We start from the raw sequence: 22,829 nt of genomic DNA on the forward strand, positions 1-22,829 counted from the left end.
AGTGGACTAATTTAGTCATTTAGGTAGTTTTTTTAAAAGAACTTTTTGGTTAAAAACGGCCGGTAAAGGGGCTTTGATGAGAATTGGTTCGTAAGAAAAGGGTGTCAATAAGTGCAAACGATCAGCGTGAAGAAATAAACGCACGTATTGATTACCTTGCGGATCATAGAGCGGATCGCCCACCAAAGGATGACCAATAGAAGCAAAATGAACCCGAATTTGGTGTGTGCGACCAGTTTCTAACTCAATACCAACTAACGTTCGATCAGAGGCCTGTTTAAGGACCTTATAGTGCGTAATTGCGGTAACCGCGTTTGTTCCGGCAACTTTGCGTTTTCGCTTATCAAATGGGTCACGGCCAATTGGTGCGTCAATGGTGCCTTGTTGTAGGTTAAGTTGACCGTGAATCCAAGCAATGTAATGGCGCTTGATTCGTTTAGTCTTAATTAGTCGATTTAGGATTGGGAGGACAACAGGATTCTTGGCAACAAGCAAAACGCCACTAGTTTCCATATCTAGACGATGAACAATGTAGGGCAGGCAATGTTGTGGTTCAAGGTAACTAGCAACATCGTTAAACAGACTATTATTTTCCCAAGGCTGGTTAGGGTGCGTCTTTTGTCCGATTGGCTTATTAACGGCCAAAATATCACTAGTTTCGTACAAGACGGCAGTTTGTGCGGCTTGACCTGCATGGTAGTTTGGTAAGGGTGTTCTGAAATCATTAGTTTCAAAAGTAAGCTCGATGAGATCACCTGGATGAATTAATGTATTGACACTTTGGTAAACGCCATTAACGGTAACGTGTTGTTTCACCCGAAGTTGGTGGTAAACCGATTTTGGAATGAGCCATTCCCGGCGTAATAAATCGCGCAGTGGTAATTCGGTGGCAGTTAGTCGCCGCTTAAGATGATAGTGCCAAGCTTGCAAATGATCACTCCCTTATAAGTATTATTGTACTGAATTGTCGTCAGAATGGAAATTTAATTTGTTAATCCTTTTTTAACTTTTTTTCTGCCGATAAAAGTAAACAATTAAGTATGCTACAATAATGGAGCAATTAAAACATGGATCAATAATGGAGTTATGCTATGACTAATTTTTGGAATACAATTAAGCGTGCTTTTCGAGCTGTTAAGCAAGCAATCGGGCCAATTATTCACCAACTAGGAAGGATATTGGGTCCTTACTGGCACGCGTTTTGGCACTGGTTAAAACATTTCTGGCACCGATTTCAGATTTGGCGTTGGTTATTGCTGATGTTCTTAATCTTATTTTTTGTCGTCAGTGCCTACCTGACCTATTTAGCAAAAACGGCTGATGTTGGTAATCTGAAGGCCAATTTACAGGCGACAACAACAATTTATGATCAAAATAATCAAAAGGCGGGTTCATTATACTCCCAAAAAGGAACTTACGTCAGTTACGATAAAATTTCGCCACAAATTCAAAATGCTGTTATTTCAACGGAGGATCGTTCTTTTTGGACGAATCCTGGTTTTAGTATTAAAGGGATGGCTCGTGCGGCGATTAGTTATGTGATTCACCACGGTGCAATTATGGGTGGCGGGAGCACTTTAACCCAACAGCTTGCTAAAAACGCCTTGTTAACGCAGAAACAAACCTTTAGTCGAAAGGCAGAGGAACTTTTTTTAGCAATTGAAATTAACAAGGTTTATACAAAAAAAGATATCCTAACGATGTACTTGAACAATGCCTATTTTGGAAATGGTGTTTGGGGTGTCCACGATGCTTCCGAAAAGTATTTTGGCCAAACGGCGCAAAATATTGATTCGGCGCAAGCTGCCAGTATCGCGGCAATGTTGCGCAGCCCAAGCTTTTATAATCCAATTGATCATCCGCAAAATAATATCGACCGGCGTAACCTGATTTTGGGCCTAATGGAGACAAATAAAAAGTTAACGGCCGGTCAAGTTAAAACTGCTAAACAGGAGCCGTTGAACTTACAGGATCGGTATGAGCAAGCAGATGGCTATAAGTATCCCTACTATTTCGATGCAGTAGTGGACGAAGCAATTAACAAGTACGGTATTTCTGAAGAAGATATTATGAATAAGGGTTACAAGATTTATACGGCGTTGAACCAAACCTATCAAAGTAAGATGGAACAATCCTTTAAGGATGATTCGATATTCCCGGCCAACGCTAGTGATGGAACTAAGGTTCAAGGCGGTTCCGTGGCGATTGATCCCCGGACTGGTGGGGTTAACGCGGTAGTTGGTGGTCGGGGCGAACACGTTTTCCGTGGCTATAATCGAGCAACGCAAATTAAACGGCAGCCAGGGTCCACGATGAAGCCGTTAGCCGTTTATACGCCGGCCTTAGAAAATGGTTACCATTATGATTCTTCTTTAACTGACAAAAAGCTGTCTTATGGCTCTAATCACTACACGCCAACCGATTACGGTAATAATTATTCTGGCAAAATTCCAATGTATACGGCGCTTGCACAAAGTTTAAATGCGCCTGCAGTTTGGTTACTTGACCAAATTGGTGTGCAAAAAGGTGTTGATTCCGTTGAGAACTTTGGTATTAATTTACCAAAGAGTGATCAGAATTTGGCCTTAGCGCTAGGTGGCCTAAAAGTAGGTGTCTCGCCGTACCAAATGGCGAGTGCGTATACTGCCTTTGCAAACAACGGTAAGCGGGCTAGTTCTCATTTTATTACAAAAATTGTTGATGCCAGTGGCAACGTTGTGGTGGACAATACAGACGTTAAAACTAAGCAGGTCATGTCGACTAAAGTGGCTAACCAAATGACAAGCATGTTGATGGGTGTCTTTGATCACGGTACGGGCCAAAGTGCTAAACCGGCGGGCTATCAAGTGGCCGGTAAGACGGGGAGTACTGAGGTGCCTAATTCATATGGTTTTGGAACGAAGGATCAGTGGGTGGTCGGTTATACCCCTAACATTGTTGTTGCCACGTGGATTGGTTTTGATAATACCGACAGTAGTCACTTCTTGCAGGGAATCAGCGAGGAAGGTGTTGCGCCAGTTTGGAAGTCAGAAATGACGAATATTTTACCGAACACACCACAAACGGCCTTTAAGGTTCAGGATGCCCAGCAAATGGCTTCGGACGAGAAGTCGAGCAATTCTAATTCAACTTGGTGGAACAAGGTTCAGGATGGTGTCAATCAGGCCAAAAACAATCTTGATTCGGCTAAGGATAAGGCCAATAGTTGGGTTGATACAGTTAAGGGATTGTTCAATTAAGAGTCCTTATAGAAACTGCTTTCAGTTCATGATATAATTAAAAATACAGATTAATTAAGGAGATGCATTATGGCAGTTAAAGTTTATGATATTGCAAACCAACTTGAGGGCGAACTACGTAAAACTGATGAATTTTTGGCTTTGGAGTCAGCTTACACTGAATTAAAAAAGAATCAGAAGGCTTATGATCTTTTTAAGAATTTTCAACAAATAAATATGAAGTTACAGCAAAAACAAATGCAAGGTGAAAATTTAGAGGATTCAGAAATTGATGAGGCTAAAAAGCTTGCGGATAAAGTTGGTAAATTTAAAGAAATTCAGACCTTAATGGAAAAAGAAAAAGGTTTGAGCCAAATCATGGAAGACTTAAATGGCATTATTACTAAGCCAGTTCAGGAACTTTACGCAAACTAGTTCATGCTGGGGAGATATTTTTACTAGTATTTTCCTGATTAATTAGTGAAACTGACATTTGGCGCACGTTCTAGAGTAACGTTCAGAAATAGCAAGCGGAGGCCGGGACAAAAGTCCTGGCCTCTTATTGTTTCCGATCATTATGCTAGAACGTGCGCCAAAACCAACTTTTGGCCCATTTCCGCTTTTGTTTAATTATAAAATCAGGAATTGCGAATGTACGTTCCCTATGCTAGAGTAGGATTTAGCTTAACTTTAGTCTGATTATTTAGAAAAGAGGTTAATCTATTAAAGCAGTGCTTTGATAGTTATAATATGAAATTTATTCACGCAGCGGATTTACATCTAGATAGTCCTTTTCAAGGCCTAAAAACGGCTTCTGATCAACTTTGGCAAGTTATTCATGATTCACCATTTGTTGCTTTTAAAAGGCTAGTTGATGATGCCATTAGGTTTCAGGTGGATTTTATTTGTTTAGTTGGTGACTTATACGACCAGACGACGCAAAGTATTCAAGTTCAGGCCTTTTTGGTTAATCAATTTAAACGGCTGCAGGTCGAAAAGATTCCCGTTTATTTGAGTTACGGTAATCACGATTTTTTAGCCTCAGATAGTGTTAAGTTGGATTTTCCAGCTAATGTGCATGTTTTTCCTGGTGAAGGAGCTACGTTTACTTTAATAACGGCTGCTGGCGAAAAAGTGGCCCTGAGTGGCTTTAGTTACACAAATCGCTGGGTTACTAAAGATATGACCTCGTTATTCCCAGTTAAAGGTCAGGTTGATTATCAAATTGGCCTACTACATGGTTCTGAAAGCAGTGTTGCTTCAGAACATGCCGTTTATGCACCATTTAATCTTAGTGAGTTATTGAGTAAAAATTATGATTATTGGGCCTTGGGTCACATCCACAAGCGGCAAGTTTTAAAGCAGGATCCGCCGATTGTCTATTCTGGTAACATTCAGGGGCGGCATAAAAAGGAATCAGGTGAGAAGGGCTATTATCTGGTTACAACTTCCGCTGATCGGCAATTAAATCTTGAATTTCATCCGGTAGAAGTTATTGAATGGCGCCAAATAGTGGTTTCTGTTAAACAAGTGGTGCGTCTAAACACAATTATTAATCTAATTGAAGAACAAGTGGCCAAGTTACCGCAAGCGCATCATTTGTTATTAAGCATTCAATTAAGCGACAGTAATCAATTAAGTCCGGCGTTACTAAAACGGATTCAGGCGGGTGAACTTCTTGAATATTTGCAACAGCAGTCCCCGGCGCAACCTTATCTTCGTTATATTTATGAACTAAAACTGGTTAACAATGTGATCCCAAATTTTCAATCTTTAGACACGCAGTATTGGCAAAAGGCGGCCGATCTGATCTTTAATGAAGAAAGTCTGCAAGAACTTGCTGGATCGTTGCTGCAGTATCCATTTCTAGATACATTGATCAAGCAAGCTGATTTTCAGGCGGAGCTTAAAAATGACGTGCTAACTTTGCTAGATGAAATTAATCAGAACGGAGTTGCTAGCGATGAAGATTGAACAGGCAACAATTTTTGGCTTCGGTAAATGGCATGATCGTACTTTTGATTTTCAGGCGAACATTCAATTGATTTATGGATTAAATGAGGCAGGAAAGTCGACGCTAAGTTCATTTATCACTGGTGTGTTATTTGGGTTTGCAACCAAGAAGCAACCTTACCAGCAATATTTACCCAAGGCTGGTCATAGTTATGGTGGGACAGTAACCATTGCAACAAGTAAGCAGCATTTTGTGATTAAGCGGGTGGGCGGTAAAGCCGGCGGTGTCGTAACGGTGACTGATGAAGATGGAAAAGTTTATGGTGAACAATTTCTGGCTCAATTACTGGCACCAATTACACCACAATTATTTCAGGCGGTTTTTCATTTTGACGAACGATCCTTGAATCAAATCTTTCATTTATCTAAGGCCGACTTAAATCAACATTTGTTAGCGGTGGGGGCAGTTGGCAGCGATAAATGGTTACAGCAGGCTGCCACTTACCAGCGTGAGGCGGCCAAACTTTATCGCCAAAAAGGGCGAATTTGGCCATTAAATGTTGCATTAAAGCAATTGACAGAACTACAAAGGAAGGTAAATCAAGCCCGGGGAGCCTTTCCTAAGTACATGCAACTAGTACAGGAAAAACAAGAAAAAGAGCAACAATTGGCCAAATTAACAACAGATGAAGCCCAGTTAAGTCAAGAAAAAGGTCGCCTTGAACGTCTGGTGAAGAGCTGGCCGGATTACCAAACCTACTTGCAATTGAAGCAAGTAAGTGTGAATCAATCAACTTGGTTAACTGATCAAGATTTGGCGCAATATTCGGAATATAAGCATCAATTGGCGTTAACAACGACAGATCTTCAACAGGTCAGTCAAAAAATTGCCGAGCGCACCAAGAGTCAAGCTTTAACCCCAGCATTTCAATTTTATATTGCAAATAATGAGCGCTTTGGCCAATTACTGACGCAAAAGGATCAGATTGAGCAGTTATTAGTCGGCCAAGAGTTACTAACTAATAATCAACAGGCTACACAATTGGAACAACAAGAATTAGAATCGGAATTAGGAATTCAGATAGCTGTTGAACCTTTAAGTAAAGCTGATCTGGCAGTGGCTCAAAATAACTTTGCCGAACAAACAACCTTAAGACAACAATTAATTGAGCAGGAACAATTACGACAGCAAATGGTTGAACATAATGATCAGTTAGAACAAGAAGTTTCCAAATTAGAGCAAAAAACACCAGAAACTAACCGCTGGCCGGCTACATTAGGAATAAGTTTAGTGGTAACTATCATTGGTCTTTTATTACCTGGTGGTTTCAAATTAATAAGCTTATTTGGTTTGGCGGCCAGTGGCTGGTTCATTTACCAACAGCAAACCCAGCGGAACACCGCAAGTAAGGCTAACACTGAGTGGCAGCAAACTTTGGCCCGACTTGATGCGCAAAAAGAGCAATTACAAGTTATAACGACCAAATTAACTCAATTACGGCAGCGACAGGCCGGATTACAACAAATTTGGGATAATTTAAAAGCACGTTACCACTATCAGACTTTGACGACCAATTTAATTTTAAATCGCCAGCATGATTTAAGCCGGCTACAACAACTAGAGGTAACAACGCATAAAATAACGGAGCAATTGACCCAGCAACAACAGCAAATTAGCGCTTGGTTGGATGAATTCTCTTTTGCGCAGGAATGGCTACCAATTAATAAAAAGGAACCTAAAAAAGCCGTCAGGCAAATTATTGATTTTTATCAAGAAATGCAACGTAAGGCCAGCGAGCTGGGTAACCGGGACCAGCAATATACTTATTATCAGGAACAAGCAACACGCTTACAACGGCAAATCAAGGACTGGCAAGAAAAGCAATCTGATTTTCTAACGCAACATCATTTAGTAAGCGATCACGAATTACAAAAGTCAGTTGAACGACAACAGTTGCAGAGTGAGCAACAGCAACAATTTAATTATTTAGCTAATCAATTAGGTGACCTTGTAGCTGATTTTAAGGATTATTCAACCCAAAACCAGCTAGAAACGGCATTGGTAAGTGTTAGTGACCAAGAAAAGCGGCTGCAGCAACAGCTAATGGTACTGCAACAACAATTGGTTAAGCTGCAAGCAACGATGCAGCAATTAGTGAGTGACGGTACTTATCAAGATCTTTTACAACAAGTGGCTCAACAGGAAGCACAAATTAGCGAACTAACACAACAGTGGTTAGCTAAACGGCTAGCAAGTGAATGGATTACGGCAACTTTAACGGCGGCCTCGACGCAAAGATTTCCACAATTATTGCGGCTAGCGACCCGGTACTTTGCTATTTTAACGAATGATCGTTATGATAAAATAAGTGTGGCGCCGGATCTAATAACAGTTAGGGAAAGTAAGCAGGCGACAATTTTTGCGGTTGGAGAATTATCACAAGGCACAGCAGAGCAATTATACGTTGCTTTTAAGTTGGCCTTTGCGCAAGAAATCAGTGATGTTGCTAAAATGCCATTTATTATTGATGATGGCTTTATTAATTTTGATCCACCACGGCGTCAAGCAATTTTAAAATTATTAAAGCAAATTAGTCAGCACAATCAAATTATTTATTTTACGGCCAATGAAGCTGACCTTAATTCGTTTGCACCAGAAGAAATAATTCAGTTAAAAAGGAAAGGATGATTTTAGTGGCTGAAAAAAAGCTTTTTGATTACCAAAATAACGAAAATGTTGCTCTATTCGTTGTGGTTAAGGGTGCAGAAGTTCGTTTGGCTAAAAACGGGAAGAAATTCATTGCCTTTACGTTTGAAGATAGTTCTGGACAAATAACGGCCAAATTTTGGGATGCCAGTGAAACCGATATTACTAGTTTTCAGGCGGGTAAGGTAGTCTATTTAACTGGTAAGCGCGAGTTGTATCAAGGAAAACCACAAATTAAACTGTTTAAATTACGATTGGCACAAGAGGCGGATCATCAAACTGCAACTGATTTTTTACCGAAAGCACCTTTGAGTAAGTCAGATTTAGAACAAGAAATTAACCAGGCAGTTTTTGCAATTACGAATCCGAATTGGAATCGGATTGTTCGCTGGATTTTACAACGGCACCAAACGGAATTCTTTGATTATCCGGCCGCTAAGACCAACCACCATGCTTTTGAAGGCGGTTTAGCGTTTCATACGGTCACCATGTTACATTTGGCACAGGCAATTTGTGCTGAGTATTCATTTATTAAACAACCGTTACTGTACGCGGGAATTATTTTACATGATATGGGTAAAACGATTGAACTATCTGGTGCAATGGCAACAACTTATACATTGGCCGGCAATTTACTTGGACACATTGTTCTGATTGATGAAGAAATTGTTCGGGCTTGTACGGCACTTAAAATCGATCCTAGTAGTGAAGAATTGCTGCTTTTACGACACGTCATTTTGGCGCATCATGGCCGTAAAGAATATGGTTCACCAGTTGAACCAGAAATATTAGAGGCCGAAGTGCTGCACCACATTGATGATCTAGATGCCTCGATAATGATGCTTCAGGGAACACTTGAGCACACAGAACCTGGTAATTTTTCAGAACGAATTTTTGGAATGGATGGCCGGCACTTTTACCGACCAGAGATGAAAGTGATTGATCCCAAAACGGATTAATGTACCTGAATGAAAGTGTGCCTAGTCGAGCCATGGTTGCTTGAAAATTATTTTCGCAAGTATTTTCTGACTAGTCCGGCCAAAATATGTCTGAAAGGCAGCCTTTTAGCGCACGTTTTATCTAGAAGGTGCAGTTCAGAAAAATAACAATAGGCGGCTGGGACAAAAGTCCTAGCCGCTTATTGTTTCCGATCATTATTCTAGAATGTGCAGCAAAAGTCTGGGTGCACTCCTCTATTTAATTAGAGGCTGGGACAAAAAGTCCTAGCCTCTTACTGTTTACGAACATTGCTCTAGAACGTGCGCCAAAAGTCTGAATTTACGTGCCTAACTACAGTTAATTCAATAACCATAGTACGGTTATTGGATCAGCTTACGTTACGCAGTGAACCCCAAACCGACTTTTGTCACACTCCCCTAGACTTACTAGGCTAGCGCAAAAAAACGGATTAAGGCCATTGCGATAATACCAACGACGACAATTGCCAGCAAACTTTTAGTAATAATTGCCGTTAAAATTGCTGGCAGTGAGGCCAAAAGATTTTCTAAATCAATACCTGGTAGTCGTCCTTGATGGGGTATCAATAAATTTTCAACAAAGAGTGCCGTCATAATGGCAATTGGAACAAAGGATAAAAAATGGATTAACCATTTAGGCAGTGAAAAATTTTTAACTAGAAGGAAAGGAAAAGTTCGTGATAGGACTGTCACGATACCGCAACCGATAATTGTCCAAAAGATATAGCGAGTCACCGTTCAATCACCACCCCAAATATGCAGCCCAACAGTGTTGCAACGAGTAAAGCGGCGTTGGCTGACATGAAAATAAGTAAAATATAGAGGGCAACGACAACAAATATAACAACGGTCAATTGCGTTAATAATTTTTTTGAACGATCACTAATTAGTTGTAAATAGAGTAGCCCAATAAACATTGCTACTAAAGCAAAATCCAAGCCTAGTTTTTTAGGATCAGTAACTAAATTACCAATTAAGGCGCCAGTAATAGAGGCCGCTGCCCAAACAAGGTAAGCAACAATGTTAGTTGTATTAAACCAGCGAAGGTTTAACTGGTGGTCGGTGTAATTTAATTTGTTCATTCCTAAGGCAAAAGTTTCATCAGTTAAAAGACTTCCGACACCAATGTTTGCCAGACTGGAATAACGTCGGAAGTATTGCGCAATGGTTGTGCTCATTAAAATCATGCGGGCATTAACTAAAAAGGTGGAAAAAATAATTGCACTAATTGGACTACCAGCCAGCAGCATGCTTGTAATAACAAATTGAGCCGAGCCAGCGTAGACAACTAATGACATTAATAAAATTGCTAGTAAACTTAGGTGGCTTGTTCGACTGACAATCCCGAAAGCAAGTCCAACACCAATATAACCAAATGTTGTTGGGATAACGTCGTGCAAGCCACTTTTAACCGATAATTCAGAATTCATAAAAAATACACCTTCTTAAATTAATAATTAATGATAATAGCGTTAATTATTAGTTTAAAACAAATGATAATTTAGTTAAAGAACTTTTTAATAAAGCCCAGCATGTTTAGGTAAATTAGTTAAAGCACCTTAAAAATTCTGGCGTTAAAAAAATAGGGCAACAGGATCTGAATTCAGATCACTGTTGTCCTATTTTAGAACTAATAAGTTAGTTCTGGTTAGTTGCTTGTTGAAGAGGTTGTGGTGCTACTCTTACCAACATAGCCAGATAAGACGTCTTTCAAATCATTATCCTTGATTTGAACATTGCCCTTCTTTAAGACCTTAGAAATAACGTTCTTAAGAACGGTGTTGTTAGACATATCTTTGCTGTAAATCTGAGCCTTTAAGGTTGCTTCATGTTCTTTCATCGTGCCCTTGGCCGGGTGATTGATCATCCGAATGACATGGTAACCATATTGTGATTTAACTGGTGTCTTAGTGTATTCGTTCGTTTTAAGTTTGAAGGCTGCCGTCTTAAAGCTAGAATCAAGACTAGTATCAGTTGAATCAAAAGCAGGTAACTTACCGGCATCATTCTTAGTATCGGTATCAGTTGAATACTTCTTAGCTAAAGCCTTGAAGTTCTTTTCAGAATTATCTTTATTTAATTCATTAATAACATCTGTTGCCGTAGATTTCTTAGCTACAAGAATGTGTTGAACTGTAACTTTTGGTTGGTAAGTCTTCCACTGTTTCTTCAAATCAGCGTTGGTAATTTTAACGTTATCTTTAACTGCTTCTTCTAAGAGTAGGTTAGAACGTAAATTCTTCTTGAAGCTGGCCTTAGTCATGTCATTTTGTGAAAGGACAGAACTAAAGGAAGAACCATATTGTTTCTTGTACGAATTATATTGTTTGTCTACCTTATCTTTAGAAACTTTAGAACCATATTGTTTCTCCATAACTTTATCTAAAATCATTTGTTGCAGCGTTTGTTTACCACTTGATGATTTCTTCATTTCATTATAGTAGTCCTGTTGCGAAATATTACCACCAGAGGTTGTGGCAACGGTTTTGCTACCGCAACCAGCTAACGTGAAGGCTAAAAAGATACCCATAATGGATAATAGCCATTTTTTACGCATGTAAAGCACATCCTTTTCATATTTTTCTGAAACTCACGATTCTAAATATAACATACGTTAAGGCCGAAATGAAATCTAGTTAGCATTCTTCATAAAAACTTCAAGAAGATAATGGTGAAAAAAATAAGATCCAGAAGAATTTTTATTGCCACCAAAAATAAAAATTAACTATTTCTTTCCGTAGTGATAGATAGCACAAAACTTTTTAGTGGTGATAATGTGAAAAATCATGTTTACATGTCATCTGCGTCATCGGTCGTTGCTGAATTAAAGCTACCATCTGAATTTAAATCACGTTGAATTTTTTCGCTGGCATCCTTAACTTTTTTAATTCGTGGTTCCGTTTGAAAATTAAAATCACTAAATAATTGTTGTAGTTCTTGCATTGTTTGACTAGTATTTTGTGAACCTTCCTTTGTTAGGATAGCTGCTGCCTTCCGTAAGCGAGCGAGACTGTCATTTAATTCTAAAACGTCTTCGGAAATACCATCCAAATAATCCTTAACCAATTGTTGTGTTTGGCGGCCACTACGTTTTGCTGTGAACAGGCCGGTGATACCACCCACGATGGCGCCAGCTAATAAACCACTAGTAATCTTTTTCATAGTTTAGCCCTCCAAATTTGCTTTAATACTTGCTGCGACTTGTTGTAGCCTGGCCGGTGAATAAGCCTTGGAATTATCGCCAAAATGCATTGAAAAATCATCATTTTCTGAGTAACGCGGAATTAAGTGAAAATGCGAATGAAAAACCGATTGATAAGCAACCTTTCCGTTATTATTAACAATGTTCATCCCTTTAATGTTGGGATTAGAATCACGAATTGCGCGAGCAAGCTTCGGAATACGACTAAAGATTGCCTTTGCCGTTGCTTCATCATAGTCAAAAATATCGGCAACGTGTTTTTTAGGAACAAGTAAGGTATGTCCCGGTGTTGCCTGGGTAATATCAAGGAAAGCCTTGACCACATCGTCTTCATACACGACTGTACTTGGGATTTCATTATGTACAATTTTACAGAAAATACAATCTTTATCATAGTCCATCAATAATGACCTTCTTTCACTTTTAAGTTCATGCTATCATAAAGTAGCGTAAAATGAAATTAAGGCCTATAGTACAATAAAACCACGATTTCACGGGAAGGAATGACGATTTTGGGATTAGAAATAACAAACCTAACTGGTGGCTATTCACGAGTTCCAGTTATTAAGGATTTGAACTTCACAGTACCTGAAGCAACCATTGTTGGTCTAATTGGTCTAAATGGTGCTGGAAAATCAACGACAATTAAACATATTATTGGTCTATTAACACCGCAGAAGGGTGAGATTCGTTTAAATGGCCTTAGTCTAGCGGAAAAACCCGAGGCGTACCGGCAGGCGTTGGCGTACGTTCCCGAAACACCAATTCTGTATCAAGAACTAACCTTGCGGGAACATATTGATTTAACAATTATGGCCTATGATCTCAATCATGATGAAGCGTGGCAACGAGCCAACCAATTATTGGATAAATTTCGTTTAAGTAAGCGGCTTGACTGGTTTCCGGCCAATTTTTCAAAAGGAATGCAGCAGAAGGTCATGATTGTTTGTGCATTTATAACGCAAGCTAGCTTGTATATTATTGATGAGCCTTTTACTGGTCTAGATCCACTTGCCGTTCGAGATTTATTACAAGTAATTGCGGCCGAGAAGGTTCGGGGGGCGGCGGTTTTAATGTCAACCCACGTTCTGGCAACGGCACAACAAGCCGCTGATCAGTTTATTTTACTTAATCAAGGTAAAATTACTGGACAAGGAAGCCTGGTTGAACTACAAACACAATATAATTTACCAACTGGCAATCTTGACGATATCTACTTTAAAATGACGGATGTGGCAAACTCATGATGGCAAAATTATGGCAACAACGTTTACAGAATCATCAAAAAGAAATGTTAAAGTATCTACGCCTAGTTTTTAACGAATTTTTTATGATTGCAGTTTTCATCCTATTAGGTGGTCTGGCTTATGCCTATTCAAATAGTTTAAAAACGATTACGGCGCCACTCTGGTGGGCTAAAGGAGCAATCTTAGTTATTCTTTTAGTGACCCTTAGCTTGGGGCATCTGGCCACCTTGGTTGAAAATGCAGATACCGTGTTCCTTTTACCAAAGGAAACAAGTTTTAGTGAGTATTTAATTCGTGCCCGGCGCTATAGTTTGATTTTACCTGTTTTACTTAGTTTGGTAATCGTTGGTTTTTTGTTACCATTTTTACAGGTTGGGGCAAATTTGCCGGTAATCAGTGGCCTTTGGCTGTATTTAAGTTTAATTGGATTAAAAGATAGTCAACTTTGGCTACAGCTAATTGAACTTTATGAGCGTGATGGGCGCACAAGTAGAAAACGTGCCATTATTTTCTATGGTTTAGCGGCTATTATCTTTGCGGTTTCCTTATGGATCAGCCCAATTTTGGGAGTCATTTTGGCCCTTGTCTTAGTGTTTTTAGTTCGGTTTTCGGCCAAGCGTTTTTTAGTTGGTCATATTTTACAGTGGTCGGTTTGTCTAACGACAGAATCATCCCGAATGCTTCAAATGTACCGGATATTTAATTTATTTACTGATGTTCCGCAACTACGGGGTAAGGTGCGGCGCCGGCGTTACCTGGATGTCTTATTACACTTTATTCGAACTCAACACGAGAATACTTACCAGTACCTTTACTGGCGGGGATTTTTACGAGGAACAGAGTATAGCGGTCTATTTATTCGTTTAACCGTGTTAGGTGCGATTGTTTTATTCTTTATAAAAACGTGGTGGTTAGCATTATTGATTGCGGCCTTATTCATTTATTTAACGGGGGCCCAAATTGTGCCGTTTTATACAACTTACGAAGAAATTGTTTTTACACATCTTTATCCAATCGCAAATAAAATTCGGTTAAGGGCATTTAAACAATTGATCGCGATTCTCTTGGTTATTGAATCGGTAATTTTTAGTTTAGTTTTATTAATCAGTTTACCAACAATTACTACTTGGCTAGTAGCAACGTTAGTGATAGTTGCCATTGATTTTTGGTTTGTACAACACTATTTGAAACAAAAAATTGCTGCTTAGGCCAGATTATCTTGACGGACCTGATTTTGGCCGGTAAAATAAACTTAGCTAACGAAAGAGGGTGTGGCGATGGACTTTGATTTGGATGCCGGCTGGCAGGTACGACCTGTAGGCGGTAATACAGGAGCGGCTTTTGTGGGAACACGTGCGCAAGAGAAGATTTTTTTGAAGCGTAATACATCACCATTTTTAGCGGCCTTATCAATGGAAGGTATCACGCCACGCCTAATTTGGACAAAACGAATTTCTAGTGGCGATGTTTTGACGGCACAAGAATGGCTGAATGGCCGGACGTTAACTAATCGTGAAATGCAATCACCAATGGTTGCCAAGTTACTTAATAAAGTGCACCATTCAGGTTTGTTAAAAAAAATGTTACGTCAGGTTGGCGGTCAAACGGTATCATCTGATCACTTCTTACAACAATATTATTTAAATTTATCCTCGGATCTACGACAACATCCGTTATTGAAACAGGTGCTACGGTATTTGATCCAGAACAAGCCAATTGTTAAACAAAATCAATTGGAAGTCTGCCATGGGGATTTAAATCATAAGAATTGGTTGTTATCTGATGAAAAGCGGTTATACATTGTTGATTGGGATGACGCCATGTTTGCTGATGCAGCATTTGATTTAAGTACAATTTTGTGCCAGTACGTTCCACGGGCTAATTGGGATGATTGGCTCTTAGCGTACGGCTTGAAGCCAACGGAAGCAATTGTTCAACGAATTGAATGGTATGGCTATTTAAACTTACTGTTAATTGTTAAGCAATTTTATCAGCAGCAACGGTATCATGAAATGAATCAGGCAATTATACAATTACAAACACTATTTATAAATAAAAAATAAAGATAGAACTATTGCTCAAAAAAAGTGAGACTAGAACAAAAGTTTTAGTGCTTTTTTAAAAGGCACTAAATGAAGAATCCTAACTGGTAACTAATACCTGTAAACAGGCTAATTATAGTTATTGTTAGAATTTGACTAACTTTTGTTTTAATCTCACTTTTTCAGGTGATATTTAAAAGAAAGAGGTAACAGCGATGCGCTTAAGAAATAAACCGCGGGCCGTGGGTGAAATTGCGGATAATCCGCAGTCTATCACGACCATTCCGGCAGATTTTAAAGGAAAATGGCAAACTAAATTTGCTGAAACACAGCCACTAAATGTTGAGATTGGTTCTGGTAAGGGCCGTTTTATTATTGAAATGGCAAAGGCTTACCCTAAACAGAATTTTATCGGAATAGAATTACAGCCTTCCGTTGCGATAATGATTTTGGAAAAACAATTACTTGAAAAACTACCCAATTTATACCTAATTCAAGCTAATGGCGAAAATTTAACGGATTATTTTGCCACCGATGAGGTAGCAAACCTTTACCTTAATTTTTCGGATCCGTGGCCAAAAAAACGTCACGCCAAACGACGGTTGACACATAAAATTTTTTTAGCAATGTATGAACAGGTCTTGCAACCTGAGGGAAAAGTGACTTTTAAAACCGATAATCGGGGACTGTTTGAATTTTCACTAATGAGTTTTAATGCCTATGGCGCTCAATTTGAACAGCTATCACTCGACTTGCATAACAGCCCCGAAATAACGGATAACATTGAAACCGAATACGAACAACGTTTTAGTCAGATGGGGCACCCAATTTATTTGGCCAAAATTCAATTTGCCGGTGCCAAATAGTACGTGCTAGCCAATAGTTAAAGGCGAAATAAGTCGAGGACACTACCTGTTTTTGCATCGGCAATAAACTCGTACTGAATTAACTGTTGGTGTTCATAGCGGGTAATCCCACCGTAATAAACGGTTGTTGTCAGTGGGTACTTTTTTGAAGTTAATTTTTTCGTTTCAATCCACGAACCTTCGATGTTACCCGTTGTTAGAAAAGCAGCCTTAACCCGATTAAGGATTTGGTTAGGTTGTCTTTGATAGATTTGGTGAGCCATTTTGTGCAGAAAAATACCACTAGCAATACCAAATAAAGTGCCGCTTATAATGGAACGTTTAGTTTTATGCATTCGCTAACCTTCTTTGCATTTAAAATAACTACTTGGGGAGTGGTGTGTTTGGAAAATCGTCCAGACTTTTAGCGCATGTTCTAGGGTGATGTTCGGAAACAATAAGAGTAGGGATTTTTGTCCCGACCGTAGGAAGCTGCTTTTCCAAACACGGTCTAGCTTCAGTATAAGCAGTTAATCGAGTAATTAAAAGTTACTTGGTTGCAAATCGGTTTTGAGGCAGTAGAATGAAGTTAGCGTAGTCAATTAATGAAAATGATCGTAAGCCGAAGGATCTGATGATTTGGTAGAAAAAGTACAAGAGTACCAAACAATTTTAGTTGGAATTGATGGTAGTGAACAGGCAAAAAAGGCCTTTGAAAAGGCCGTTGAAACGGCCGAACGCAATAAGGCAAAGCTCATAATTGCGTATGTTGTTGAAAATCAGGCCTACACGACGGCCGATTTTGCTAGCACAGGTGTTGAAATAGCCGTAACTGACGTTGCTGACCAAAAGCGGATGCTTCAAGGTTACCTCGAAAAGGCTAAAAAAGTTGGTATAAAGGAAGTACAAACTGTACTTGCCTTTGGCTCACCACGACAATTAATGTCACGGCAACTGCCTAAGCAATACCACATTGATTTGATCATAGTAGGTCAATCAGGATTAAATGCCGTTGAACGCTTTATGATGGGTTCAGTTTCTGCAGCAATCACGCGGGATGCGCCTTGTGATGTTCTGATTGTTCGTTCAAAGTAAGCACAAACCGGAGGAAAAGATATTGTTAATTACTAGTTTAAATTCTGTTTCATTTAAGAATGTCCTAATTGCTATTTTGCACGCAGATACAGAACATCAAGATAGCCAGAAAAAGGATAATATTGTTAGAATTAAAGATCGGACAAGTGATGTGACCCTTGGTTATAATTTTTTAAAAATTAGTCAAACTCTACCTGAATTGAAGGCAAATGGTCAGGTATTATTATCAGCAGATCAGGTTGCTCGGTTAAATGATGCATTACAGGCCGCCGGGTTTGAGCCTGAACTGGTCAGTGATCTAACTCCGAAATTTGTCATTGGGCACGTTAAAACATTGGTAGAACATCCTGATTCGGATCATTTGCATATTGCAATGGTTGAGGTCGATTCTGGAACGACTCTACAAATTGTTTGTGGTGCACCCAATGTTGCTCAGGGGCAGAAAGTTGTGGTTGCCAAGGTTGGTGCGATGATGCCTAATGGTCAGATTATTTGGCCAGGTGAATTACGGGGAGTTAAAAGTGATGGCATGATCAGCGCCGCTCGTGAATTAGGGTTACCCAACGCGCCTAAAAAGCGGGGAATTTTAGTTCTACCAACTGATGCACCTACTGGAGCGCCCTTTGATTTTAATAAAGGAGCTGCAATTGTGGCGGAACAAAATGATTAATTCTTAGTAAACAAGTGTCCGTTTAATGAGCGACTTTAGGTCCTGATTAAAGGGGCCTTTTTAGTTGACAAAATCTTTGTTAAATTTTGGGAATAATATGAAAGTTTAACCAATTTACGTTATAGTTAGTTGTTAGAAGCTGTAAATGGAGGAAGTCAAAAATGAATCATTACGATGGCCCAGTTTTTCTTCGCTGGCAAGCTAGAAAACAAAAGCAGCGTGTGCCACAGAAGATGGCCACACAAAAAATTGCGCAGCCTCGGGTAACGGTACCTAATAAGCCTAAAGTTACGGCGCACCGATTTAGGCCAACCTACGTACCCCAAGCACCTCATCAGGTTCGTCAGGCCGAGGATCAGCGTTTGGACAAGTTGGCTACTGAATTGGAAACAGCTTTGGGTGTCAGTTTATTTTTTGCAGAAACAGGAACCGATTCAGTGGCTGCTTCAACGGCTGCGGTAGCAACTTCATTTACGTTGGCAACTGATGAGCAAAGTGAGTCTAGGACTGATGTGGAACCGACTAAGGCAGCTATTCCGCCAACGACCAGTCAAGCGGCCCAACCGCCAATAACAAATGAAATAAAATCTGCAAGTGTTGAAGACAATAAAAAGGTGGCGGTTGTTACAAATGCTTCAACAGCGGCCTCACAATCACAACAACCGGCTAAGAAGGTAACAAAAATTGATGAGCCGGTTGCATCCTGGCGAAAAGTTCTGGCCGCGATTAAGGCCTATCGATTGCAGCGCCAAGAAAGTCCAGCACAGACTGAAAAGGTGCAAACAAAAGTGTTGCCAGAGGTAATAAAAACATCAACGAAAACGGTGGCCACGGCCGCTGTTGAACCAATAGCGGTGGCGTCCACTGCGGCTGCAACACCCAATATAACGGTAAAGTCTATTGTGCACGAGTCTTCAGCACCAGTGGCAGAAGAGGCGACCGTTACTTCACGTGATGAAAAAATGCCGCAAAGTACCGCCGGTTTAAAAATAAAAAAACAAGTTTCCTTGGACGATCAACATTATCAGTTACCGCCATTAGATTTATTGCCTAAACCAGTTAAAACAAATACAAGCGAAATGAGTGCTTGGGTAGAAAATCAGCGCGTTGTTTTAAATGAAACCTTAAATGCTTTTAACGTTAAGGCAACGGTGGCACGTTGGAGTATTGGTCCGGCCGTTACTCAGTTTGAGATCTCACTGGCGCGGGGAGTAAAAGTTAGTAAAATCACTAATTTAAGTGACGATTTAAAATTGGCCTTGGCGGCAAAGGATATTCGAATTGAAGCACCAATTCCTGGTAAATCCACAGTTGGAATTGAAATCCCCAACTTGAAGTCGCGGCCGGTGATGTTATCAGAAGTTGTGGCAACTGAAAAATTTAAGGCTAGTCGCTCGCCGCTAACAATTGCCTTAGGCGTGGATTTATTTGGTCAACCAATGGTCACTAATATCGCTAAAATGCCCCATGGATTAATTGCTGGCGCGACTGGTTCAGGTAAGAGCGTCTTTATTAACAGCCTATTACTTTCGATTTTGTTTAAGGCTAAGCCAAGTGAAGTTAAATTATTACTAATTGATCCGAAGGCCGTTGAGCTTGCACCATATAATGGTTTACCACATCTATTATCGCCGGTGATTTCTGATCCGAAGGCCGCTTCTGCCTCATTGAAGTGGGCAGTGGAAGAGATGGAAAATCGTTATCAAAAGCTGGCGGCAGCTGGGGTTCGTAATTTAGAGCAATTTAATCAAAAGGCCGAAGCTCATGGCGATTATGGACTTAAGTTACCTTATATTGTTATCATTATTGATGAATTGGCTGATTTAATGATGGTGGCCTCAACTGAGGTTCAAGACTATATTGTTAGGATTACGCAAAAGGCCCGGGCGGCAGGAATCCACTTAATTGTGGCGACACAGCGGCCCAGTGTGGATATTATTACTGGAACAATTAAGAATAACATTCCAACTCGAATTGCCTTTATGGTTTCCAGTCAGATTGATTCACGAACCATTATTGATCAAGGTGGGGCCGAACGGTTACTTGGTCGTGGTGACATGCTTTACCTTGGAAATGGTCAGAGTCAGCCAATCCGCATTCAAGGAACTTACGCTGAGCCTGAAATTGACCCAATTGTCGCATTTGTAAAGAAACAACTGGCACCACATTATTTATTTGAGCCAGACGGATTACTGGAAAAGGCGGAAGAAAAAGAAAACCAGGATGAACTTTATCCCCAAGTTTTAACCTATATTGCGAATGAACAGCACGTTTCAACTTCGAAACTGCAACGTGAATTTAAAATTGGGTATAATCGCGCGGCCAGTTTAATTGACGATCTTGAGTCCAGTAAATTTATTTCACCGGCCAGTGGCTCTAAGCCAAGGGATGTTTATTTGACGCCTGAGGATCTGGCTCAACAAGATAATAGCGATTCAAATTAGGGTGTATTTGAACAAGATTAATTAAAAATAGTTTTAGTTAACACTCCTAAAAGGGAGCCAGGTTATGCTAAAATTAACTTACTGAGAGAAGAAAAGAGGACACTTAACAGTGGATAACAACACAGTTTATTATTTTGTGGGGATTAAAGGTTCCGGCATGAGTTCACTTGCGATGGTTTTACACGATGAAGGCTACCAGGTGGAGGGCTCCGATATTACGCAGTATACGTTTACACAACGTGATTTAGAGAAGGCGGACATTAAGATCTACCCCTTTGATGCTAAAAATATTCACGCTGGCTTAACCATCGTTGCTGGCAATGCCTTTGAAGATACCCATCCCGAAATTCAGGCAGCAAAAAAATTAGGGTTGCCAATTATTCATTATCCAGAATTACTTGGCCGAATCATTCAAGGACACACGAGTATTGGTGTGGCAGGTGCCCACGGTAAGACCAGTACAACTGGTTTATTAGCCCACGTTTTAAGCGGCATCGCGCCAACTAGCTATTTAATTGGTGATGGCTCCGGTAAGGGAATTAAGAACTCGCAATTTTTTGCGTTTGAAGCTGACGAATACCGTCGTCATTTTTTGGCTCAGGCACCTGATTATATGATTATGACTAATATTGATTTTGATCACCCAGATTACTACACTGGTATTGATGACGTTTTTAATGCCTTTCAAACTGAGGCTAACCAGGTTAAAAAGGGAATTTTTGCTTGGGGGGACGACCCTAAACTACGAGAATTAAAAACGAAGGTTCCCATCTATTACTACGGGACCAGTGAGCGGGATGATTTTCAGGCCAAAAATATTTTACGAACCGTTAAAGGTTCTGAATTCGATGTTTTGCATGCGGGGCAGAATCTAGGCCATTACAAGATTTCATTATTTGGCGAGCATAATATTTTAAATAGTTTGGCCGTCATTGCCGTTGCTTATATGGAAAAAATATCCGGGGATGAAGTTGCGCGGGAACTACTTAGTTTTAAGGGCGTTAAACGGCGTTTTTCCGAACGTAAAATGGCCGATATGACAATTATTGACGATTATGCTCATCATCCTTCTGAAATTAAGGCAACCCTTGATGCGGCGCGGCAAAAATATCCCGACAAGGAAATTATTGCTGTTTTTCAGCCACATACTTTTTCACGTACAATTGCTTATTTAGATGATTTTGCTAAGAGTTTAAATCTAGCAGATGTTGTTTATTTAACCGATATTTTTGGATCGGCCCGTGAAAAAGCAGGTAAAATTTCTAGTGCTGATTTAGGTGCTAAGATTTCTAAGGGTGGTACTGTCTTGAAGCAAGACAATATGTCACCGTTACTTGATTATCATGATGCCGTGGTTGTCTTTATGGGTGCCGGCGACGTTCAAAAATATGAAAAAGTTTACGAAGAACTCCTTAGTAACAGTAGCTTAAAAAATAATTAGCGTAGTGATTATTGTGTTTTACTTTTTAGCGGTTACAATTCAGTTGTGTTCTTTGCTAAATTTGGTAGAATGGGTTAACGGTGTTACCAAAAAACCAACTATTAGTTGATCAAATATAGGAATTGTAATGATGCGGCTTTAAAAATGAGTGCTTAAAGTTTCTATCTGTGCTGCTGGGAACACTACCTAATATAAGGAATTCCAAGAAGAAATGGAGTGTTGAATTAATGCAAGAAGAACCAAGAAGAATTTTAGTTAACGATACTGGTCTGGGTCGATTCTTAACTAAGGTCTACGGCTATATGACACTAGGTGTTATTGTTTCTGCTTTAGTTTCATTTTTGACTTTAACTACTTACCGGACCCAATTTTTTGGTTTTGTGAGTGCACACCCTGCTATTTGGTGGATTTTAATGATTGCTGAAGTTGGTTTAGTTATGGGGACAAGTTTTAGAGTGAGTCGTGGTGGCTTAATGTCATTTATGCTATTCATGCTATACGCTGTGATTAATGGGTTAACCTTGGCTTTAATTTTGTCAATGTACACTACTGGTAACATTACGACTGCTTTTGTTGCTGCTGCGGGAACCTTTGCCGGTATGAGCTTGTATGGTTCATTAACTAAACGTAATTTAAATGGCATTGGTCAAATGAGTTTTGCTGCATTAATTGGTTTGATTGTTGCAATGGTCGTTAATATGTTCCTACGCAATCCAATGATCGACTACGTTTTTTCCTTCATTGGCGTTATTATCTTTATTGGTTTAACGGCGTGGGATAGCCAACGTTTAAAGCTTATCTACCAGCAGCACGGCACCGAGATTAATACTAATGGCTTAGCGGTCATGGGTGCTTTACAGCTTTACATGGACTTTATTAATCTATTCTTGTTCTTCCTTCGAATTTTTGGTTTTGGCGGATCAAGCAATCGTTAAAATAAAGTTTAAAAAGATTAATGCGGGATAAAAGATCGGTTCAGGAGGTTAGC

Annotated in this window: 21 protein-coding genes; 14 read left to right on the forward strand and 7 right to left on the reverse strand. The window is 39.7% G+C overall.

The annotated features are described in order from the left end of the window. Positions 1-15 precede the first annotated feature (15 nt). Entirely contained in the window at positions 16-930 is a 915-nt protein-coding gene (locus tag AYR53_RS07970) for an RluA family pseudouridine synthase (protein WP_068223575.1), read from the reverse strand. Between the two features lie 161 nt (positions 931-1,091). Between AYR53_RS07970 and AYR53_RS07975 the strand changes: the two genes are divergently transcribed. The 5 genes from AYR53_RS07975 to AYR53_RS07995 all read left to right on the forward strand — a co-directional run bounded on the left by AYR53_RS07975 (position 1,092) and on the right by AYR53_RS07995 (position 8,837). Beyond that, positions 1,092-3,239: a PBP1A family penicillin-binding protein gene (locus AYR53_RS07975; RefSeq protein WP_068223578.1), complete on the forward strand. Its 2,148-nt coding sequence runs from the start codon at positions 1,092-1,094 to the stop codon at positions 3,237-3,239. Positions 3,240-3,308: 69 nt separating this feature from the next. After that, entirely contained in the window at positions 3,309-3,653 is a 345-nt protein-coding gene (locus AYR53_RS07980) for a YlbF family regulator (protein WP_068223581.1), read from the forward strand. Between the two features lie 315 nt (positions 3,654-3,968). Next, positions 3,969-5,192, forward strand: coding sequence for a metallophosphoesterase family protein (locus tag AYR53_RS07985; RefSeq protein WP_068223583.1), 1,224 nt, complete (start codon positions 3,969-3,971; stop codon positions 5,190-5,192). Beyond that, positions 5,182-7,860: an ATP-binding protein gene (locus AYR53_RS07990; protein ID WP_068223586.1), complete on the forward strand. Its 2,679-nt coding sequence runs from the start codon at positions 5,182-5,184 to the stop codon at positions 7,858-7,860. The genes AYR53_RS07985 and AYR53_RS07990 overlap by 11 nt, the downstream gene beginning before the upstream one ends. A 5-nt stretch (positions 7,861-7,865) precedes the next feature. After that, positions 7,866-8,837, forward strand: a complete 972-nt coding sequence (locus AYR53_RS07995; protein WP_068226194.1) for a 3'-5' exoribonuclease YhaM family protein — start codon at positions 7,866-7,868, stop codon at positions 8,835-8,837. Positions 8,838-9,263: 426 nt separating this feature from the next. Here the strand turns inward: AYR53_RS07995 and AYR53_RS08000 are convergent, their stop codons facing one another. The 5 genes from AYR53_RS08000 to AYR53_RS08020 form a co-directional block, all read right to left on the reverse strand. Beyond that, positions 9,264-9,590: an AzlD domain-containing protein gene (locus tag AYR53_RS08000; protein WP_068223590.1), complete on the reverse strand. Its 327-nt coding sequence runs from the start codon at positions 9,588-9,590 to the stop codon at positions 9,264-9,266. After that, complete coding sequence (locus tag AYR53_RS08005) at positions 9,587-10,285, reverse strand: AzlC family ABC transporter permease (RefSeq protein WP_068223594.1); 699 nt, start codon at positions 10,283-10,285, stop codon at positions 9,587-9,589. The genes AYR53_RS08000 and AYR53_RS08005 overlap by 4 nt, the downstream gene beginning before the upstream one ends. Before the next feature lie 218 nt (positions 10,286-10,503). Next, positions 10,504-11,412: a peptidylprolyl isomerase PrsA gene (locus AYR53_RS08010; RefSeq protein ID WP_068223597.1), complete on the reverse strand. Its 909-nt coding sequence runs from the start codon at positions 11,410-11,412 to the stop codon at positions 10,504-10,506. Positions 11,413-11,645: 233 nt separating this feature from the next. Further along, the gene (locus tag AYR53_RS08015; RefSeq protein WP_068280847.1) at positions 11,646-12,017 is read right to left on the reverse strand and encodes a YtxH domain-containing protein; all 372 of its coding nucleotides are present in this window, start codon (positions 12,015-12,017) and stop codon (positions 11,646-11,648) included. A 3-nt stretch (positions 12,018-12,020) separates the two neighbouring features. Continuing rightward, the gene (locus AYR53_RS08020) at positions 12,021-12,458 is read right to left on the reverse strand and encodes an HIT family protein (protein WP_068223603.1); all 438 of its coding nucleotides are present in this window, start codon (positions 12,456-12,458) and stop codon (positions 12,021-12,023) included. Between the two features lie 111 nt (positions 12,459-12,569). Between AYR53_RS08020 and AYR53_RS08025 the strand changes: the two genes are divergently transcribed. From AYR53_RS08025 to trmB, 4 genes are all read left to right on the forward strand, one after another. Beyond that, entirely contained in the window at positions 12,570-13,304 is a 735-nt protein-coding gene (locus AYR53_RS08025) for an ABC transporter ATP-binding protein (protein ID WP_068223605.1), read from the forward strand. Continuing rightward, positions 13,301-14,512: an ABC transporter permease gene (locus tag AYR53_RS08030; protein WP_082920453.1), complete on the forward strand. Its 1,212-nt coding sequence runs from the start codon at positions 13,301-13,303 to the stop codon at positions 14,510-14,512. The genes AYR53_RS08025 and AYR53_RS08030 overlap by 4 nt, the downstream gene beginning before the upstream one ends. 69 nt (positions 14,513-14,581) lie before the next feature. Further along, the gene (locus AYR53_RS08035) at positions 14,582-15,367 is read left to right on the forward strand and encodes a phosphotransferase family protein (protein WP_068223608.1); all 786 of its coding nucleotides are present in this window, start codon (positions 14,582-14,584) and stop codon (positions 15,365-15,367) included. Between the two features lie 194 nt (positions 15,368-15,561). Next, the gene (gene trmB, locus AYR53_RS08040; RefSeq protein ID WP_068223612.1) at positions 15,562-16,212 is read left to right on the forward strand and encodes a tRNA (guanosine(46)-N7)-methyltransferase TrmB; all 651 of its coding nucleotides are present in this window, start codon (positions 15,562-15,564) and stop codon (positions 16,210-16,212) included. A gap of 17 nt (positions 16,213-16,229) precedes the next feature. Here trmB and AYR53_RS08045 read toward each other — a convergent pair whose 3' ends face one another. Beyond that, positions 16,230-16,547, reverse strand: coding sequence for a hypothetical protein (locus tag AYR53_RS08045; protein ID WP_068223616.1), 318 nt, complete (start codon positions 16,545-16,547; stop codon positions 16,230-16,232). A 283-nt stretch (positions 16,548-16,830) separates the two neighbouring features. Between AYR53_RS08045 and AYR53_RS08050 the strand changes: the two genes are divergently transcribed. The 5 genes from AYR53_RS08050 to AYR53_RS08070 all read left to right on the forward strand — a co-directional run bounded on the left by AYR53_RS08050 (position 16,831) and on the right by AYR53_RS08070 (position 22,776). Continuing rightward, the gene (locus tag AYR53_RS08050; RefSeq protein WP_068223619.1) at positions 16,831-17,286 is read left to right on the forward strand and encodes a universal stress protein; all 456 of its coding nucleotides are present in this window, start codon (positions 16,831-16,833) and stop codon (positions 17,284-17,286) included. A 22-nt stretch (positions 17,287-17,308) separates the two neighbouring features. Further along, positions 17,309-17,956: a YtpR family tRNA-binding protein gene (gene ytpR / locus AYR53_RS08055; protein ID WP_068223623.1), complete on the forward strand. Its 648-nt coding sequence runs from the start codon at positions 17,309-17,311 to the stop codon at positions 17,954-17,956. A 161-nt stretch (positions 17,957-18,117) separates the two neighbouring features. After that, complete coding sequence (locus AYR53_RS13315; protein WP_075168904.1) at positions 18,118-20,400, forward strand: DNA translocase FtsK; 2,283 nt, start codon at positions 18,118-18,120, stop codon at positions 20,398-20,400. Positions 20,401-20,509: 109 nt separating this feature from the next. Further along, on the forward strand, positions 20,510-21,841 hold the full coding sequence (gene murC, locus AYR53_RS08065) for a UDP-N-acetylmuramate--L-alanine ligase (RefSeq protein WP_068223626.1): 1,332 nt from the start codon (positions 20,510-20,512) through the stop codon (positions 21,839-21,841). Positions 21,842-22,068: 227 nt separating this feature from the next. After that, positions 22,069-22,776: a Bax inhibitor-1/YccA family protein gene (locus tag AYR53_RS08070; protein ID WP_068223628.1), complete on the forward strand. Its 708-nt coding sequence runs from the start codon at positions 22,069-22,071 to the stop codon at positions 22,774-22,776. Positions 22,777-22,829: the final 53 nt, after the last annotated feature.

The sequence above is a fragment of the Loigolactobacillus backii genome (genome assembly GCF_001663675.1).
Classification (GTDB): Bacteria; Bacillota; Bacilli; order Lactobacillales; family Lactobacillaceae; genus Loigolactobacillus; species Loigolactobacillus backii.

What these genes read in the sequence shown, in the direction of transcription:
- AYR53_RS07975 (WP_068223578.1), top strand. Translation starts at nt 1,092, where the DNA reads ATGACTAATTTTTGGAATACAATTAAGCGTGCTTTTCGAGCTGTTAAG.
- AYR53_RS07980 (WP_068223581.1), top strand. Translation starts at nt 3,309, where the DNA reads ATGGCAGTTAAAGTTTATGATATTGCAAACCAACTTGAGGGCGAACTA.
- AYR53_RS07985 (WP_068223583.1), top strand. Translation starts at nt 3,969, where the DNA reads ATGAAATTTATTCACGCAGCGGATTTACATCTAGATAGTCCTTTTCAA.
- AYR53_RS07990 (WP_068223586.1), top strand. Translation starts at nt 5,182, where the DNA reads ATGAAGATTGAACAGGCAACAATTTTTGGCTTCGGTAAATGGCATGAT.
- AYR53_RS08005 (WP_068223594.1), bottom strand. Translation starts at nt 10,285, where the DNA reads ATGAATTCTGAATTATCGGTTAAAAGTGGCTTGCACGACGTTATCCCA.
- AYR53_RS08010 (WP_068223597.1), bottom strand. Translation starts at nt 11,412, where the DNA reads ATGCGTAAAAAATGGCTATTATCCATTATGGGTATCTTTTTAGCCTTC.
- AYR53_RS08015 (WP_068280847.1), bottom strand. Translation starts at nt 12,017, where the DNA reads ATGAAAAAGATTACTAGTGGTTTATTAGCTGGCGCCATCGTGGGTGGT.
- AYR53_RS08020 (WP_068223603.1), bottom strand. Translation starts at nt 12,458, where the DNA reads ATGGACTATGATAAAGATTGTATTTTCTGTAAAATTGTACATAATGAA.
- AYR53_RS08030 (WP_082920453.1), top strand. Translation starts at nt 13,301, where the DNA reads ATGATGGCAAAATTATGGCAACAACGTTTACAGAATCATCAAAAAGAA.
- AYR53_RS08035 (WP_068223608.1), top strand. Translation starts at nt 14,582, where the DNA reads ATGGACTTTGATTTGGATGCCGGCTGGCAGGTACGACCTGTAGGCGGT.
- trmB (WP_068223612.1), top strand. Translation starts at nt 15,562, where the DNA reads ATGCGCTTAAGAAATAAACCGCGGGCCGTGGGTGAAATTGCGGATAAT.
- AYR53_RS08045 (WP_068223616.1), bottom strand. Translation starts at nt 16,547, where the DNA reads ATGCATAAAACTAAACGTTCCATTATAAGCGGCACTTTATTTGGTATT.
- AYR53_RS13315 (WP_075168904.1), top strand. Translation starts at nt 18,118, where the DNA reads ATGAATCATTACGATGGCCCAGTTTTTCTTCGCTGGCAAGCTAGAAAA.
- AYR53_RS08070 (WP_068223628.1), top strand. Translation starts at nt 22,069, where the DNA reads ATGCAAGAAGAACCAAGAAGAATTTTAGTTAACGATACTGGTCTGGGT.